The sequence below is a fragment of the Pseudarthrobacter sp. CC4 genome (assembly GCF_048957775.1).
Classification (GTDB): Bacteria; Actinomycetota; Actinomycetes; order Actinomycetales; family Micrococcaceae; genus Arthrobacter.
The window spans coordinates 17,662-33,991 of sequence record NZ_JARCCZ010000010.1 but is presented as its reverse complement, the minus strand read 5'-3'; the positions used below and the strand labels follow the sequence as shown (position 1 = coordinate 33,991).

General features: G+C 66.3%; 15 protein-coding genes and 3 tRNA genes. 6 read left to right on the top strand and 12 right to left on the bottom strand.

Annotated elements, in window-relative coordinates:
• The first annotated feature begins 164 nt into the window (after positions 1-164).
• On the top strand, positions 165-734 hold the full coding sequence (locus tag PV768_RS08285) for a M23 family metallopeptidase (RefSeq protein ID WP_321215819.1): 570 nt from the start codon (positions 165-167) through the stop codon (positions 732-734).
• A gap of 36 nt (positions 735-770) precedes the next feature.
• Here the strand turns inward: PV768_RS08285 and PV768_RS08280 are convergent, their stop codons facing one another.
• The 6 genes from PV768_RS08280 to PV768_RS08255 all read right to left on the bottom strand — a co-directional run bounded on the left by PV768_RS08280 (position 771) and on the right by PV768_RS08255 (position 6,097).
• Positions 771-1,961, bottom strand: coding sequence for an acyl-CoA dehydrogenase family protein (locus tag PV768_RS08280; protein ID WP_421092778.1), 1,191 nt, complete (start codon positions 1,959-1,961; stop codon positions 771-773).
• A 145-nt stretch (positions 1,962-2,106) separates the two neighbouring features.
• Positions 2,107-2,180: transfer RNA gene (locus tag PV768_RS08275), tRNA-Ile, on the bottom strand.
• 76 nt (positions 2,181-2,256) lie between these two features.
• Positions 2,257-3,453 carry a glycosyltransferase gene (locus tag PV768_RS08270; RefSeq protein WP_321215817.1) on the bottom strand — a complete coding sequence of 399 codons (1,197 nt, stop codon included), beginning with the start codon at positions 3,451-3,453 and terminating at the stop codon, positions 2,257-2,259.
• Between the two features lie 165 nt (positions 3,454-3,618).
• On the bottom strand, positions 3,619-4,527 hold the full coding sequence (locus PV768_RS08265) for a DMT family transporter (protein ID WP_157238629.1): 909 nt from the start codon (positions 4,525-4,527) through the stop codon (positions 3,619-3,621).
• Positions 4,527-5,150: a CDP-alcohol phosphatidyltransferase family protein gene (locus tag PV768_RS08260; protein WP_321215816.1), complete on the bottom strand. Its 624-nt coding sequence runs from the start codon at positions 5,148-5,150 to the stop codon at positions 4,527-4,529. Before PV768_RS08260 ends, PV768_RS08265 begins: the two co-directional genes overlap by 1 nt.
• Before the next feature lie 95 nt (positions 5,151-5,245).
• Positions 5,246-6,097, bottom strand: a complete 852-nt coding sequence (locus PV768_RS08255; RefSeq protein ID WP_421092777.1) for a phage holin family protein — start codon at positions 6,095-6,097, stop codon at positions 5,246-5,248.
• A 170-nt stretch (positions 6,098-6,267) separates the two neighbouring features.
• Here PV768_RS08255 and PV768_RS08250 point away from each other — a divergent pair, with 170 nt between their 5' ends.
• The 3 genes from PV768_RS08250 to PV768_RS08240 all read left to right on the top strand — a co-directional run bounded on the left by PV768_RS08250 (position 6,268) and on the right by PV768_RS08240 (position 8,181).
• On the top strand, positions 6,268-7,497 hold the full coding sequence (locus tag PV768_RS08250) for a multidrug effflux MFS transporter (RefSeq protein WP_370460766.1): 1,230 nt from the start codon (positions 6,268-6,270) through the stop codon (positions 7,495-7,497).
• A gap of 4 nt (positions 7,498-7,501) precedes the next feature.
• Positions 7,502-7,693 (top strand): hypothetical protein, encoded by a 192-nt coding sequence (locus tag PV768_RS08245; protein WP_421092776.1) that lies wholly within the window; start codon positions 7,502-7,504, stop codon positions 7,691-7,693.
• Positions 7,694-7,773: 80 nt separating this feature from the next.
• Positions 7,774-8,181: a hypothetical protein gene (locus PV768_RS08240; protein ID WP_421092775.1), complete on the top strand. Its 408-nt coding sequence runs from the start codon at positions 7,774-7,776 to the stop codon at positions 8,179-8,181.
• Positions 8,182-8,231: 50 nt separating this feature from the next.
• Here PV768_RS08240 and PV768_RS08235 read toward each other — a convergent pair.
• The 6 genes from PV768_RS08235 to PV768_RS08210 form a co-directional block, all read right to left on the bottom strand.
• Positions 8,232-8,307: transfer RNA gene (locus PV768_RS08235), tRNA-Asn, on the bottom strand.
• 125 nt (positions 8,308-8,432) lie between these two features.
• A tRNA-Asn gene (locus PV768_RS08230) sits at positions 8,433-8,505 on the bottom strand.
• Positions 8,506-8,576: 71 nt separating this feature from the next.
• On the bottom strand, positions 8,577-10,517 hold the full coding sequence (dnaG, locus tag PV768_RS08225; RefSeq protein ID WP_421092774.1) for a DNA primase: 1,941 nt from the start codon (positions 10,515-10,517) through the stop codon (positions 8,577-8,579).
• A 52-nt stretch (positions 10,518-10,569) separates the two neighbouring features.
• Positions 10,570-11,868 (bottom strand): deoxyguanosinetriphosphate triphosphohydrolase, encoded by a 1,299-nt coding sequence (locus tag PV768_RS08220; protein ID WP_157238634.1) that lies wholly within the window; start codon positions 11,866-11,868, stop codon positions 10,570-10,572.
• Positions 11,852-13,030 (bottom strand): tRNA dihydrouridine synthase DusB, encoded by a 1,179-nt coding sequence (gene dusB, locus PV768_RS08215; protein ID WP_321215811.1) that lies wholly within the window; start codon positions 13,028-13,030, stop codon positions 11,852-11,854. Before dusB ends, PV768_RS08220 begins: the two co-directional genes overlap by 17 nt.
• Before the next feature lie 55 nt (positions 13,031-13,085).
• A complete protein-coding gene (locus PV768_RS08210; protein WP_421092828.1) occupies positions 13,086-14,537 on the bottom strand; it encodes a YibE/F family protein in 1,452 nt (483 codons plus the stop codon).
• Positions 14,538-14,679: 142 nt separating this feature from the next.
• Here PV768_RS08210 and PV768_RS08205 point away from each other — a divergent pair, with 142 nt between their 5' ends.
• Positions 14,680-15,435, top strand: a complete 756-nt coding sequence (locus PV768_RS08205) for an alpha/beta hydrolase (protein ID WP_157238635.1) — start codon at positions 14,680-14,682, stop codon at positions 15,433-15,435.
• Between the two features lie 8 nt (positions 15,436-15,443).
• Positions 15,444-16,268 (top strand): lysophospholipid acyltransferase family protein, encoded by an 825-nt coding sequence (locus PV768_RS08200; RefSeq protein ID WP_421092773.1) that lies wholly within the window; start codon positions 15,444-15,446, stop codon positions 16,266-16,268.
• Positions 16,269-16,330 lie beyond the last annotated feature (62 nt).

Sequence of the window (16,330 nt, the reverse complement as noted above, 5' to 3'; positions counted from 1 at the left end):
GACGGAAGGCGTTGAGGGCGCAGCAAACTGCTCCATCAAGTGTACTACAGGCACCCTCGGCCAGAGGACACTGACGAGGACAGGAACGGCGCCGGCCCGCGCCTTATCCACATAGCCGCACCCGCCACTCGCCGCATGATTCAGGGCGGGCGCACGCTGGTGGCATGAGACCACCATTGCTGCTCGCGGCGTTCCTCCTGGTGCCCGCCTCGCTGTCCCCGGCCGGGGAGCCACTCGCCGCGGCGCCGGCCTACGTTGAACCCCCGGCAGCCATGGTGAAGGCGGCTTCGGACCCCACCGCCGGCCTGGCCACACCCTCCTGGCAATGGCCCCTCAGCCCCCGCCCCCTGGTGTTGCGGGATTTTGACCCGCCCCCGAAGCCCTGGCTCAGCGGCCACCGGGGCGTGGACCTGGGAGCAGCGTCCGACGGCGCACACGTCACGTCGCCGGCCGCGGGCACCGTCAGCTTCGTGGGAGTGGTGGTGGACCGCCCGGTAATCACCATCGACCATGGCAACGGGCTGCGGAGCAGCTTTGAGCCGGTTGCTAGCACCTTGGCGCCAGGCAGCGCGGTTGCAGCCGGGCAGCCTGTCGGCACGGTACTTCCGGGGCATTGCCCGGCAGCGCCCTGCCTGCACTGGGGTGTGCGGCGCGGGGACGACTACGTCAATCCGCTGCAGTTCGTCATGGATCTGCGGCCGTCCATCCTCCTGCCGCTCGAAGCGCCGCCCTGATGCCCGGCCCGGGGGCGCCGCGGCAGGCCGGCAAGGCTAGACGATCGCGGAGATGCCGGTGATGGCGCGGCCGGTGACCAGGGTGTTGATCTCGTGGGTGCCTTCATAGGAGTAAATGGCTTCAGCGTCGGCGAAGATCTTGGCCATCTCGAAGTCCGTCACAATGCCGTTGCCGCCCAGGATGCTCCGGCCGATCGCCACGCTCTCGCGCATCCTCGCCGTGGTGAAGGCCTTGGCGAGGGCGGACTGCTCGTCGCGCGCCTGACCTGCGTCCTCCAGCTGCGAGAGCCGGACCATCATGCCCATGGAGCTGACGGCATTGCCCAGGATCTGCACCAGCTGGCTTTGGACCAGCTGGAAGGATGCGAGCGGCCGGCCGAACTGGTGGCGTTCAACGGCGTAGCGCCGGGCCACATCGAAGGCGGCCAGCTGCTGGCCCACGGCCTGCCAGGCGACGCCCAGCCGGGTGACCTTCAGGACCTTGTTGACATCGCGGAAGCTGTTGGCGTGTGCCAGCTTGAAGAAGTCCGGGACCAGCACGTTGTCCAGGGTGATGTCGGCGTTTTGTACAGTCCGCAGTGCGATCTTGTTCTCGATCTTGGTGGCGCTGAAGCCCTCCAGCGTGGTGTCCACGAGAAAGCCCTTGACCTGGTTGTCGTCCACATCCCTGGCGTAGATGACCACCCAGTCGGAGAACGTTGCGTTGCCGATCCAGCGCTTTGCTCCGTTGAGGATCCAGCTGCCGCCCTCCCGGCGGGCGGTGGTGCGGGTTCCGCCGGCAACGTCGCTGCCGCCCAGCGGTTCGGTCAGCCCGAAGGCGCCGATCTTCTTCAGGGCGTAAATGTCAGGAAGCCAGGCGTCCTTTTGTTCCTGGGATGCAAGGGCTTCGATGGAGCCGGTGAACAGGCCGTCGTGGACGCCCATGAAGGTGGAGATGGAGGCGTCGGCCCGGGTCACCTCTGCATGGACCAGGCCCGCGAAGAGGTTGGAATAGCCCTGCCGGCGTACCGGGCTGACCAGGTCGATGTTGGCCAGCTTGGGGATGAGGTCCATCGGGAATTCGCCACGGTTCCAGAAGTCCACGGCGATGGGCTTGACCTCCCGCGCCAGGAACTCCCTGACCTCTGCCAGCCGGTCCTGTTCCTTTCCGTTGAGCAGCTGCTCGAAGGCGAAGAAGTCGCCGTCAGCATAGGGAAGGTCATTGAGGCCTGCAGCGGCTGTTGACATGGTTACCTCACAAGTGATCAGCGGTGACCCGTGCTCCGTGGAAGAAGCCCGGTAAGTTACTGATGAGTAACATACCGCACATTGTGGCCTTAAAGGAAGAAAACCGCGGCCGACGATGGTCGTCGGCCGCGGTTTTCCGCAGATGTAGGGCTACTCGGACTTGAACCGAGGACCTTAGGATTATGAGTCCCGCGCTCTAACCAGCTGAGCTATAGCCCCGAATCCCCGCGGCGGCCCGCCTCAAACCGAGGCGTACCTGCAGGGCAAAAACACTCTAGCAAACCCGGGAAAGCGTTCAGACCACTTTGTCCTCGAACGCCGCGCCCCGGTAAAGGTCCTCAAAGGTTTGCAGCGTTCCCTGGATGCTGTGCGGCTCCACCATCTGCCGGCTGGCGTGGCCCATGGCAGCGCGCTCAGCGGCCGGCAGCTCCAGGATCCGCGTGATCTTCTTGGCGAGGTCGTCGCTGTCGTTGGGGGTAAAGAGGTACCCGTTCTCGCCGTCACGCACCAGATGCGGCAGCGCCATGGCATCCGCCAACACCACCGGGGTGGAAGCAGACATCGCCTCCAGCGTCACCAGCGACTGCAGCTCGGCAGTTCCCGGCATGCAGAAGAGGTCCGCCTGGATATAGGCCTTCCGCAGCTCCTCGTCGGTGACGAGCCCGAGGAACTTTACCCGGTCCCGCAGCCCGAGCCGATCGACGAGCTCCTCCAGGGCGGAGCGCACCTCGCCGCCGCCAACAACCTCCAGGTGCACGTTCAGTTCCGGCGGGGTCTTGCTGATGGCCTCGATCAGCACGTCCACGTGCTTCTCCTCGGCCAGCCGGCCGGCGAACATCACCGTTGGGTACGGGTGGGGATCGATCTGCTCCCCCGGCTGCAGTTCGTAGGCTGCGGAGTCGATGCCGTTGGACAGCGGCAACACCTTGCGCAGGAAGGCGTGCTGGTGCATGGCCTTTGCCGCCAGCGGGGTGGGCGTGGTGACTACGTCCGCCTTACCCATGACCTTCCCCATGTCCTTCCACGAGATACGGCCGATGATGTCCTTGAACCACTGCGGAAACGGCAGGAACGGGTTGAGGTTTTCCGGCATGAAGTGGTTGGTGGCAACGATCCGCACACCGCGCTTCACGGCCTCGTACAGGACGTGCTCGCCGATCATGTAGTGGCTCTGGATGTGCACCACGTCCGGCTGCACGCGGTCGAAAAGAAGGCTGATTTCCTTCTTGATTTCCCAGGGGAGGCAGATCCGGAAGTATTCGTGTGTGGGAACCCCATGGGAACGGAGCCTGTGGACCGTTCCTTCCGGGCGGAACTCGGTGAAGCTCTTTCCGTTGTCCGCGCGGCAGGCCAGGACGTGCACGTCGTGTCCCCGGCCGGTCATTCCCTTGGCCAGGCGGTAGCCGAACTGGGCTGCTCCGTTGATATGGGGCGGATACGTGTCCGCGGCAATCAGTATGGTCAGGGGACGCTGGTCGGCGGGCGTGGTCACGTGGAGAGCTCCTGATGGTCACGGTGCGGACAGCATGAACTGGCAGCACGGCTGGCCGATGCACATGGTGCCTGGCCTCGTGGTGAATTTGGGTTGACGGGATCTGGATCTGGGGTGGAAATCTGCTGGACAGTATTTGCTGGACAAGATGTGTTGGACAGCCGGCTAACGCACCGCCCGGCCCACGGCTTTCCGCGCGTCCTTCTTGCGCTTCGTGACCTCGGGGTGGTGCCTGGAAAGGGCGATCACCCCAACGATAGCAAGGGAGGCCGCGGTTCCCATCGCAATGGCCATCACGGCGTGGACATCCGGGCGCAGTTCACCGAGGATCACAATGCCGATCGCGATGCCCACCAGGGGGTCAATCACCGTGAGTCCTGCGATCACGAGGTCCGGCGGGCCGGAGGAATAGGCGTTTTGGACAAACCAGGACCCCAGCCCGCCGGCGGCGATTAGGGCCACCACGGAGTACCACTGAACGTTCAGCAGGAACAGCCCGTTCGGGTCGAGCAGATGCTTGCCGATGATCCGGGTGAGGACGGCTACGAAGCCAAAGAGCACCCCGGCGCCCAGGATGTAGACGAAGGCATTGATCCGGTGTTTGAACATGACGGCGAGCGTGCCGAAGACTCCAACGGCGAGGGCAAGCAGCAGCACGATCGTGAGCTCGTCCTCCACGCTCACGTGGTGGTTTTCCTGGGTGACGTTGACCGCCAGGAGGACAAAGAGCGCGGAGCCCGTCACGCAGGCGGCGATGGCCACCACCGTTGCCCGGTTGATGGTGAGGTCCTGGTCCCGTGCATTGATGATGGTGGTGATCACCAGGGCGATGGCGCCGATGGGCTGGACGACCGTGAGCGGGGCGGATACGAGTGCCACGGCATTCATGGCCATGCCGGCGCACAGCAGCAGGAGGCCGAACACCCAGCGGGGATTCCGAAGCAGTCGCAGGAAGCCGTTGGAGCTCAGGGCAAGGCCGCCGGTGTCCGCCTTGACGGCGCTTCCCTGGCGCTGTGCGCCGAGGGCCAGGCAGAAGGCGCCCAGCAGCGCAAGCACCACCGCCATCCACACCATCAGGTGGTCCCGTCGTCGTGTTGTGCCTGCATTCTGCCCTTCCGCAGGATGGCCCAGAAATAGTTGTAGGCGGCAATCCAGTGGCCAACCAGGCCAAGCCCGAGCACTATCCAGGCGGCAACGAACAGCTCGCCGGAGAATCCCGTATCCAGCCGTGAAAGGACCAGCATCGGCGTCCCGAGCAGCAGCAGGCCGGTGCGCACCTTGCCCACCACGCTGACGGGGAGGTCCGGGTGCCCCCGGAAGAAGGACAGCGTCAGGGCGAGCAGGACGGCGTCCGGGACTACCAGCGCGGCCAGGTACAGCCAGTGGACGACGCCGGCGATCACCAGCGTGACAGCCACGGCGATCAGGGCGAGGCGGTCGGCGATGGGGTCCAGGACCCGGCCGAGCTTGGAGGTCTGGTCGAATCGGCGGGCGATGTAGCCGTCAATCCAGTCCGTGCCGGCCATGACCGCCAGGACCACTACGCCGGCACCGTATTCCTTCTGCGCCAGGACAAGCCAGATGAAGAGCGGGACGCCCATGAAGCGCACCACGGTGAGCAGGTTGGGAATGGTGAACACCCGGTCATGGTCCACCTGGGGGCGTCCGGGACGGGAGCCGGCACCAATGAACTTCACCCCGTGCCCCTTTCCTTCCTGCCGCCCCCTGCGAGCGCCTTGCCGTTCCAGCCATGGACCTTCTGCGGGTTACCGGGACGGGCCCGCCACCTGCCCTAGTACGTTCGCAGGAGCTTCCGGACCAGCACCAGGAAGACAGTCCCCGCGGCGATGAAGGCCGCCAGCGGCTTCCAGCGCTTGTCAAGGTCGGCGGACCCGGACAGGGCGGCGAACTTCCGCCCTGCAACATCCCGGCCGTGGCCGGCCAGGGCCTGCCCTTCGCGCAGCTTGTCCTGGGCGGAGGCCAGCAGGTACCGGGCTTGGGTCTTGACATCCAGTTCAGTGCCGAGTTCGTCGCGCACTTCGGTGAGGTGGTGGCGGCGCTGGTTAAGGCGGCGGGCCAGCTCCGGCTCGGATGCGTGCGGGAATTCCTTGTCGTGCTCAGCCGCTTTGGCCGCTTTCTCGGCCTTGGCCTTTGCCGCGGCTTCATCCTTCGCGGCTTTGGCGGCCTTGCCTTCCGGACTCTGCGGATCCAGGATTGCGGCGTTGAAGGCGGAACCTTCCTTGGCCACACCGATATCGTGCTTGATGCCGCGGATGGTCTCCTCCGGGAGGAGCGGCATGGCCTTCTTGAATTTCCTTGCACCGATCAGGCCGCCGATAAGTGCTATCAGCAGGAAGGCCGCCGACACCAGGAGCGCGGCCAGCCAGGCGGGCATGATGGTTGCCAGGCCCATGATGGCCGCAACGATAAGGCCCACCACCAGGAACAAAAGGAAGACGAGGGCTACGGCGAAGAACGCAGCGGCTACTCCGACCTGGATTCCCTTGCGCTTGAGCTCGATCTTCGCGAAGGCGATTTCGTCATTGAGCTGGCGCGGCGCCAACCGGAAAAGGAGTTTTAGCGTCCCTGGGAGCGCTGTGATGCGCAATCCCTGGCTGGTACGCCCGCTGTGACGTCCGCTCATCGGTTCCGCCTTACTGGTCATGGGTCGAATCGGCTTCCGTGTGCTGCGGGAAAGTGCAGCCGCACAGTCCCCGCACCAAAACTATCATTCAGGTTAAGGACGAACTTCGGGGCTTGCCGGGCGGCACCTCCTACAACGCTGCAAAGTTGGCCGCTGCGGGCCTAGGATTGATCTCCGTGACCATCCCCAGCAATCCGGGCGATCTGTTGAGCCGCCGCCGGAAACTCCTGTACATCCTCCTCCTCGGTGCCCTGACCGCCCTGGGTCCGTTCACGATCGACCTTTACCTTCCTGCGTTCCCCGCCCTGGAGGCGAGCCTGGGAGTGAGCGAGGCACAGGTCCAGCTGACCCTGGCGGGAACCACCGTGGGCTTTGCGATCGGACAGCTCGTGGTGGGCCCGTTCAGCGACAAGTTCGGCCGCCGGACGCCCCTCATCCTGGCCACGGCGCTGCACATCGCGGCGTCCCTGGGGGCTGCCCTCTCCACGGACATCACCGCCCTGGGCATATTCCGCGTCCTTATGGGCGTGGGTGCTGCCGGCGGCGGTGTCGTGGCCATGGCGATGGTCCGGGACCTTTTCTCCGGCTACGCGATGGTGAAGATGTTTTCCCGCATGTCCCTGGTCAACGGCCTGGCGCCGATCCTGGCCCCCGTGATCGGCTCACAGCTGCTCCTGGTAATGGCATGGCCCGGGATCTTCGTGTTCCTTGCCGCCTACGGCACGCTGGTGATCATCGCCTCGCTGTTCCTGGTGCGGGAGACCCTTCCCCCGGAAAATCGCCGGCATGGCGGCATGACGGTCCGCCAGCGTTACCGGATCCTTTTCGGCGACCGCGTGTTTGTCGGCCTGCTCCTGGTGGCCGGCCTGAATTTCGGCGGCCTGTTCACGTACCTTTCAGCCTCGCCGTTCCTGTTCCAGGACATCTTCGGCTTCTCGCCCCAGGAGTACGGCCTGCTCTTTGGCATCAACTCGCTGGGCATTGTTGCCGGCATCCAAACGAGTTCCCGCCTCATCCGTCGGGTGCCGCCGCAGTGGATCCTTGCCGGCGCCACAGCCTGGATGTTCCTGATGGCCATGCTGATCGTGGTGTTCGACCAGCTGGGGTTTGGCCTGTGGGGAGTCATGGTTCCGCTGTGGTTCTACATCATGGGTACGGGCTTCATGTTCCCCTGCGTCCAGGTGCTGGCCCTGGCCGGCCACGCTGCCCAGGCGGGTACTGCAGCCTCCCTGCTGGGCTTCTCGACCTTTATGATGGCCGGCCTCATCTCCCCCGTGGTTGGCTGGCTGGGCATCACCAGCGCTGCTCCCATGGGAGCGGTGCAGGCAGTGTGCATCCTGCTGGCCATCGCGGCGCTCTGGCTGGTAGTCCGGCCGCGCACCGTCCCATCGATCCACTGACGCCATGAAGAACACCGCCGGACGAAAGCCGCACCGCAACCGCAGGGGACTCTTCCTCGGGGCGGTGATCGGCGCCGTCGCGGGCTATTTCGCCGGCCGCGCCCTGGGGAATCCTGCCATGGGAATTGTGCTGGGGATGGTGGCCGGATCGGCCCTGCTGTACCGGGTCAACCCCGGCCCCTGGAACCGTCCCTGACCCTGCCGCGCCCGGGCTTGCGACCTGTGCCGGTGCCGGCCTCTGCCGCCGAACCCCGCCCGCGCGATAAAATGTTGTCCGTGCCCAACTGGCAGGATCAACCGCCACTTCCGGCCACGTGGCAACGGTGCGATAACCGGATACTGCCACTGTGGTGGGAGCGGTTGTGTGCCCAGGGCGGCGGCCAGTCCGCCGCCCTCTACGCGGCAGGCCTGTTCACCGAGGACCGCCGCCGTCCCATCGCCCAGTGGTACAACCCCGCCTTCAAGGCCGCGTTGCTGGTGGCTCCGGAAACATCCCCCGAATGGCCCGTGCAGCGCTTTGGAATCTTTTACGCCCCGCCGGAAACCGGCTTCGTCCGGATCCATTCGGCGCCCCATGAGTGGAACCCCCGCCAGCCACGGAAGTCCCCCACCGAGCAGGAGGCGTTCATCGCTGCCATCGCCGAAGCGGAGCGCTTCCTGCAGGTGGAAATGGACTTCGTCTAGGAAGGCAAAAATCCCCGTCCCTCCACACCGGAGGAACGGGGATTTTTTAGTGGCTCCTCCTGCTGGACTTGAACCAGCAACCCTTCGATTAACAGTCGAATGCTCTGCCAATTGAGCTAAGGAGGAATGAAGCAGGTATGACATTAGCAAAGGTTTCCAGCCAAAGTGAAATCGGCGATCCCGGCCGCCCGGGACGGCTTTCGGGGGCATAAAAAATCCCCGCTCCGGAGGACCGGAACGGGGATTGTGCGCTCCTCCTGCTGGACTTGAACCAGCAACCCTTCGATTAACAGTCGAATGCTCTGCCAATTGAGCTAAGGAGGAATGAAGCGGGTATCAGCCTAGCAAAGACCCCGGCTGGAAACGAAATCGAGGGAGCGGCCGGGGGTCCGGAGCTAGTTTTCCGCCCGCAGGGACCGGCGTTCCATCTCCAGCATCATCAGTTCCCGGTTAAGGCGCTGGTACGCTTCCGGATCCGCTGCGGGGTCCAGCCGCTGGAGCTGGCCCATCTTATCCGCTTTGACGCGTGTGATCTGAAGCTCGAACAGCCGTGACAGGATGTCGCGGCAGTACTTCCGGACGGCTTCCTCAGTGCTCGCGGGCAGCGGCACCACGGCCAGTTCGGACACCAGGGGCCGCAACGGTTCGGGGACCTCGTGCATCACCTGCTCCACCCATCGGACGGGGTCGCCGGTCAGCGCAGGGTCCGTGGCACGCATGGCATCATGGACAGCCTGGAAGGCAGGGGTGGCGAAACGCGCGGCCGAAAAGCGCTCCCAAATCCCGCCGGCCAGCAGCGATGGTTCCTGCAGGGCAACCTCAAGGGCCTGCCGCTCCATGGACGCCACGGGGTCCCGGGGGTCCGGACGGTGGTAGGAAGGAACAGCGCCCGACGGCGGCCCTGCAGCCACGCCGGGTCCGCCTGGTTGGGCGGTGGGGGCGGAAGTCCGCGGCCCCGGCCCGGGAGCCCCGCCCTGGTCGCCGCGCTTGCCGGCGTTTTTGACTTCGGCATTGACCAGCCGCAGCACCTCGTTGGGGTCCGGCATGCCCAACCAGCCGGTCAGCGCCTGGCAGTAGCCCGTACGGGTGGAGGCGTCGCGGATGGCAGCCACCACGGGCACGGAGGCCTTCAGTCCCTGCACCCGGCCCTCCACCGTATCCAGGTTGAACTGCTTCAGGGTGGTGCGGATGGCAAACTCGAACAGCGGCCGGCGGGACTGGACCAGGGCGTGCACGGCTTCGTCGCCCCTGCTTTGGCGCAGGTCGCAGGGATCGGCGCCGGAGGGCTCCACGGCCACGTACGTCTGGGCGGTAAAGCGCTGGTCCTCTTCGAAGGCGCGCAGCGCGGCCTTCTGCCCGGCGGCGTCGCCGTCAAAGGTGAAGACGACCTCTCCCCCGGTGCCGTCGTCGGACAACAGCCGGCGGGCGATCTTGATGTGCTCGGTGCCGAACGCTGTGCCGCAGGTGGCCACCGCCGTCGTAATTCCCGCGAGGTGGCACGCCATGACGTCCGTGTAGCCCTCCACCACCACCAGCTGGCGGTCCTTGGCGATGCTGCGCTTGGCGAGGTCGATCCCGTACAGCACCTGGGATTTCTTGTAGAGCGTCGTCTCCGGGGTATTGAGGTACTTGGGGCCCTGGTCGTCCTCGTAGAGCCTGCGCGCGCCGAAGCCGATGGTGTCCCCCGCGATGTCCTTGATGGGCCAAATGAGGCGGCCGCGGAAACGGTCATAGATTCTCTGCTGGTTTCCGGGTCCCCCGGCGGAGAACATGCCTGTGAGCTTCAGCTCGGCGTCCGTGAAGCCACGCCCGCGCAGGTGCTTGAGCAGGGCGTCCCAACCCTGCGGGGCGTAGCCCACGCCGAAGTGTTCCGCTGCCGCCCGGTCAAAGCCCCGGCCGTGCAGGAAGGTCCGCGCCTCCGCAGCCCCGGGTGTCAGCAGCTGGGCGCGAAAGAACTCGTCCGCGATCTTGTGGGCATCCAGCAGCCGTTGCCGGCGGCCCACTTCCTCCCGGTTGGGGCCGGTGCCGCCGTCCTCGTACCGGAGCTCGTAGCCGATCCGGGCGGCCAGCTTCTCAACAGCCTCCTGGAACGAGCTATGGTCCTGTTTCTGCACAAACGCGATGACGTCGCCGTCTTCACCGCAGCCGAAGCAGTGGTAGCGGCCCACCTGCGGCCGGACAGTGAAGGAGGGGGAACGTTCGTCGTGGAAGGGACAGAGGCCCTTGAAGGTGCCCAGGCCGGCGCCCTTGAGTGTGACGTAGCCGTCAACCACTTCCTTGATGTCCGTGCGCTGGCGTACTTCGTCGATATCTTCGCGTTTGATCAGCCCTGGCACAGAGCCATCCTAGCCCCGGGCACTGACCTTCCAGTTCCGCGCCTGATTCCGGTCACCACAATGACGGCAGGCTGCCCACCAGGCGTTCGTACATGGCGAGCGCGGAGCCGTCGGTCAGCGACGCCACCTGGTCGATCACCACGCGAAGGCGGGCGCCGTCGTCGGCCGCATCCCGCCAATCGGCGGCAAACATTGGTTCCAGGTGCCGGTCGCCCGTGGCGCTCAGCGCCGTGACCAGGGCGTGGAGCACCTCGCGCTGGCGCTCGTAGATGGGCTGGCGGTGCTCGGTGGTCATCACGAAGGTGGTGGCCAGGCCCTTCATGACGGCGATTTCCATCACTGTTTCGTCCGGCACCATCAGCTGGGCGCTGTACCGGGTCAGGTTCTCCGGGCCGTAGACGGCACGGGTGGTTTCCAGCGCGCTTTGGCAGAACCGGCCGATCAGCTGGCTGGTCATGTTTTTCAGGGCCGCCATGGATTTCCGGCTGCCGTCGGCCTCGCGGACCCAGACGTCCGTGGCCTCGAGCCGGGCCAGGGCGGCGTCGATGGCGGCCGGGTCGTTGTGCGGCAGGTACCACTGCTTGGCGTACCCCACCACCCGGGCGCGGTGGTCCGGGTTGTCCATCCAGCGCAGCTGGAAATGCCCGGCCACGATCGCGTCCTCCACGTCGTGCACCGAATAGGAGATGTCGTCGGCGAGGTCCATGACCTGGGCTTCGAGGCAGGACCGGCGCTCCGGGGCACCCTCCCGGATCCAGTTGAAGATGGGGAGGTCGTCCTCGTAAGCGCCGAACTTGCTGGTCCGCTGGCCGTGGATCACCGGGGCCTCCAGCGCGGACCACGGGTACTTTGCGGCCGCGTCGAGGCTGGCCCTGGTGAGGTTCAGCCCCGCGGGCTGGCCGTCCGGGGTCAGCACCTTGGGTTCCAGCCTGGTTAGCAGCCGCAGCGTCTGGGCGTTGCCTTCGAACCCGCCGATGGCGTGGGCCACTTCATTCAGCGCGGACTCACCGTTGTGGCCGAACGGCGGATGGCCGAGGTCGTGGCTCAGGCAGGCAGTGTCCACAACATCCGGATCGCAGCCGAGCGCACGGCCCAGTTCGCGTCCCACCTGGGCCACTTCCAGGCTGTGCGTGAGGCGCGTCCGCACGAAGTCGTCCGTGTCCGGGGCCACCACCTGGGTCTTGGCACCCAGCCGGCGGAGCGCCGAGGAATGCAGCACGCGGGCGCGGTCCCGCTCAAAATCCGAGCGATAGACGTTCTTGGGCGGTTCCTCCACCCACCGGGCGGAGTCATGGGTGTCGTAGCCCGGCAGGACGGGGGCGGCAGTGCGCGTTTCAGCCACCGGAAACATCCAGTTCCGCCGCCGAGATATCCCGCGACTGGTCGGCGTTGAGGGCACGGGACTCCAGCCAGTCCTTCGGCAGCGCAGGCCTCTTGGGTGAGCCGGCGCGGCCGCGCGGGCCTTCGGCGTCGCCTCCCGGGTAGGGCGAGTCGACGTCCAGCTCGTCCAGCGCGGCGCGCAGCTCTTCGAGGCTGTTCACCAGCGCCATCCGCGTCCTGAGTTCACCACCCACCACATAGCCCTTGAAGTACCAGGCAATATGTTTCCGGATCTCCCGCAGCGCCTTGCCTTCGTCGCCGAAAGTCTCCACCATCAGTTCCGCGTGCCGGTAGACGCCCTGCGCAACCTGGCCCAGGTTGGGCCTGTGCCGGGTGTCGCTTCCCTCGAACGCCGCCTGCAGGTCCCCGAAAAGCCAGGGCCTGCCCTGGCAGCCGCGGCCCACCACCACGCCGTCAACACCGGTTTCGCGGACCATCCGGACCGCGTCCTCCGCGGACCAGATATCGCCGTTGCCCAGCACCGGGATGTCCGGAAGCGCCTCGCGGAGGCGGGCGATTGCGGACCAGTCGGCCTGTCCGGAGTAGAACTGCGCGGCTGTCCTGCCGTGAAGGGCGACGGCGGCAACGCCGGCATCGCGCGCAATGCGGCCTGCGTCGAGGTACGTGAGATGGTCGTCATCGATGCCCTTGCGCATCTTAATGGTCAGCGGGACGTTGCCCTTGGAGGCTTCCTTGACGGCCGTCTGCACGATCGAAGTAAAGAGGTCGATCTTCCAGGGCAAGGCCGAGCCGCCGCCCCGGCGGGTGACTTTGGGAACGGGGCAGCCGAAGTTGAGGTCGATATGGTCGGCGCGGTCCTCCTCGACGAGCATGCGTACGGCGGCCCCTACTGTTACCGGGTCCACGCCGTACAGCTGGACGGACCGGACCTTTTCGTCGTCGTCGTGGGAAATGATCCGCAGTGACTCCGGCGTCCGCTCCACCAGCGCGCGGGAGGTGACCATTTCCGCCACGTACATGCCGCCGCCGTACTCCCGGCACAAACGGCGGAACGCTGAGTTGGTGATGCCGGCCATGGGTGCCAGGATCACCGGCGTGTCCACGGTAATGGGACCCAGCTTCAGGGGCGGGAGTTCCAGCTTGGGGGCAGGAGTAGTTGCTGCAACAGTCACCTGTCTATTGTTGCAAAGCCGGGCAAATCGGGAGTCCGTGCCCGTGTGGGGCCGGTCAGCCCCGTTCCGCCCGGCGTCCCCGCCGGGTGGGAAGCCCGCTGTCCTCCCCTGCAGCCGACCGCCTGGAGCGCCCCTCCAGTGCGGCGGCTGCGAGGGCGCCTGTGTCCTCGACGTCGTCCACGATGGTGTGGCCGCCGTTGCCGCTGGCTGAGTCCGCCGGTGTCCGGCCCGGCCTCTTCGATTCCACGGCAGGGGCAGCGGCCTCTGCGCCGGCCCGGACGCCGGTGGCCTTGACCACCAGAACCGCGATCAGCGTGGTGACGGGGATGGCCAGCACCAGTCCGATGGAGCCGACGAGGGTCCGGATGACTTCCTCTGAAAGTTCCGCGCTGGTGAGCGTGTCCGCGAGCGGGCGGTCGTACAGCATCACGATGATGAGGATGGGCAGGGCCGCGCCGGCGTACGCGAAGGCGATGGTGTACACCGTGGAGGCGATGTGGTCGCGGCCGATCCGCATGGCTGAGGTGAACAGCTTCCGGGCACTGCTCCCCGGCGCCAGTTCATAGAGTTCCCAGACGGCGGAGGACTGGGTGATGGTCACGTCGTTGAGGACACCCAGCCCGGAGATGATGAGCCCGCACAGGATGACGCCGGAGATGGAGATATTGGCAGAGGTGTTCACCAGGGTGGTGGCGTCGTGGCTGCCCACCCCGGCGAGATTGGCAGCGCCCGTGGCCCAGGCGGCCAGGAGCGCCGTGATCCCCAGCCCGAACATGGTGCCCAGGAGTGCAGTGGAGGTCCGTGCCGAGAATCCGTGGGCGAAGTACAGGACGCCGATCATGATCACCGTGGACCCAACCAGGGCCAGCAGCAGCGGCGGTTTCCCCTCCACCAGCCCCGGGAGCATAAAGCTGGCCAGCACGAAGTAGGCGCCGACAAGCCCGATCAGGGCACGCAGGCCCCGCCAGCGGGCCACGGCGATCACCACCGCCGCATACAGCAGTGCGAGCAGGACGATGGGCAGGGTCCGGACGAAGTCCACAAAAATGAAGGCCGGCGAGCCCTGGGCCGCTGAGGCGCCCGGGGCGTTGGACAGGTTCAGGTACCGGATCTGGTCCCCGGACTTCACCCCATGGGACTTCGCGACGTCCGGGTTGATGACCACTTTGACCGGGCTGCCGCCCTTGTCCGGCTCCGTGAACGCGAAAGTGCAGTCCGATCCCTGTTGGGATTGCCGGCCCTGGGCCTGGTCGCCCGAAGCCTGCTGGTTTTGGCCCTGCTGGCTTTGGCCCTGCTGCGACGCGCCCTGCATGCAGTTTTCCGTCACCACGCTTTGGATGGTTCCGGTGTCGAAGGTGACCCCGGGGGCGGCAGCGTAGGGGTTGGCCAGGGAAATGCCCTCTTTGCTGCCCGAGGGCCAAAGCATCGCCATTCCCGCCAGCGTGAGCAGCGTCAGCGGGATCAGCACCGCCGCCAGGATGCGGTTGGCTTTCCGTCGGGCGGCCATCGCTTCCGGCGTCGGCTCCGAATGGCCTGTGGAAGCGTGGGAGTGACCGGACCCCATCAGCAGTAGCACCTCATACATTGAACTCTACTTCCGGCGCCGTAGGGTTGATAAATGGATCATCGGGGACTCGGAGGTACCAGGCATGGCCAGCAGCAGTACTGAGGAAAACGGCGAATCCCGTCCTGCCGAAGCACCCGGCGCTGCGCGGCAGGCAGTGCTCAGCGTCCGGAATTCGTCAGGGCCCACCCGCGGAGTTGCCCTGGTCCTGCACGGGGGCAAATCCCGGAGCCATGAGCCGGTGGAGGCCAGGCACCTGAGTCCGGCAAGGATGGTGCCCTTCGCCTGGCACCTGCACCGCGCCGGGCGGAAGCACGGGCTGGCCGTGTGGTCGCTCCGCAACAGCGTTCGCGGCTGGAATGGCCATGACATGTCTCCGCTGCAGGACGCCCGCTGGGCACTAGCCAAGATCCGGGAACAGCACCCGGACGTGCCTGTGTTCCTGGTAGGCCATTCCATGGGCGGGCTCACCGCTGTGATCGCCGCGGACCACCCAAGTGTGGAGGCCGTCGTCGCCCTTGCCCCCTGGCTCAACCCCGCAACTCCCACATCCGGGGTGGCCAACCGCAAGGTTCTTATTGTGCACGGAACCACGGACAGGTGGACCAGCGCCTCGGCGTCCCTGCTATTCGCCCGGCGTGCCTCTGCCGAGGCAGCCAGCATGCAGTATGTTGCCCTCAAGGGGGCCGGCCACTTCATGCTCCGCAAAATCAGGGTGTGGCAGACGCTGACTACCGGCTTTGTGATGAATGCCTTCTCCGAAAGCATCGGGACTGAGCTTCCCCTGCCTGCGGATTACAGCAGGCTGCTGCCGGAATCGGCCGTCCAGGTGACCCTGTAGGACGTTCGATGGCATGGAGACCCGCACCCAATGACCTCTTCTACCGCGTCATCGTCGGCTGCGGACTGCTGCTTCGGCGGATCTTCCGGATCCGGATCATCAGCAGCGGAACAGAGCACCTGCCGCCTGCAGGCCCCCGGACGGGGACGTCCAGGTCTGTGGTTCCGGGCAGCGGCGCCGTTTTCGCCGTGACGCACTTCGGCTATGTCGATTTTGCCGCCGCCGAACTGCTGCTGTGGGAACAGTCCCGCGGGGAGCTGCGATTCCTGGTCCACCAGGGTGCAGCCGATCATTGGCTTGCCGGGCCCGCCATCAGCGCCGCCGGGCACGTGGTGGTCGGGTACACCGGCCGGGCGGACGCCTATGACGCAGCGGTGGCCAAGCTGCGCGCCGGCGAATACCTTGGCGTGTTCCCGGAGGCGGGCGTGAGCCGCAGCTTCACCGTGCGCGAGTGCAGGACCGGGGCAGTCCGGATGGCGGCCGAAGCCGGCGTTCCGGTCATCCCCGTTGCGGTCTGGGGCGCCCACCGGATCCTCACCCGCGGCCGCGGCTTCTCGGCCGGAAGGACATGGCGCGCACCGGTCCGGATCCACGTGGGTGAGCCGCTGGTATTCGCGCCGGGTGACGATGCTGGCGCCGGCACTGCGGAACTCCGGGCCAGGCTCCAGGACGGGATCGGGAAGTGCATCGCCGATTTTCCACTGCGGCCGGAACCCGCCGCCTGGTGGATGCCCGCGCACCTGGGCGGCAGCGCCCCGACTGAACCCGAGCGGCAGCTGCTGGACGCCGAAGACGTGCTGACGCGCCGCCGTCGTACTTTCCGCAGAACGTAGCCCAAGTAAGTAGCGCCAAGTGTCGTTTTGGGCGGTCAAAACGACACTTGGCGCTACTCAGT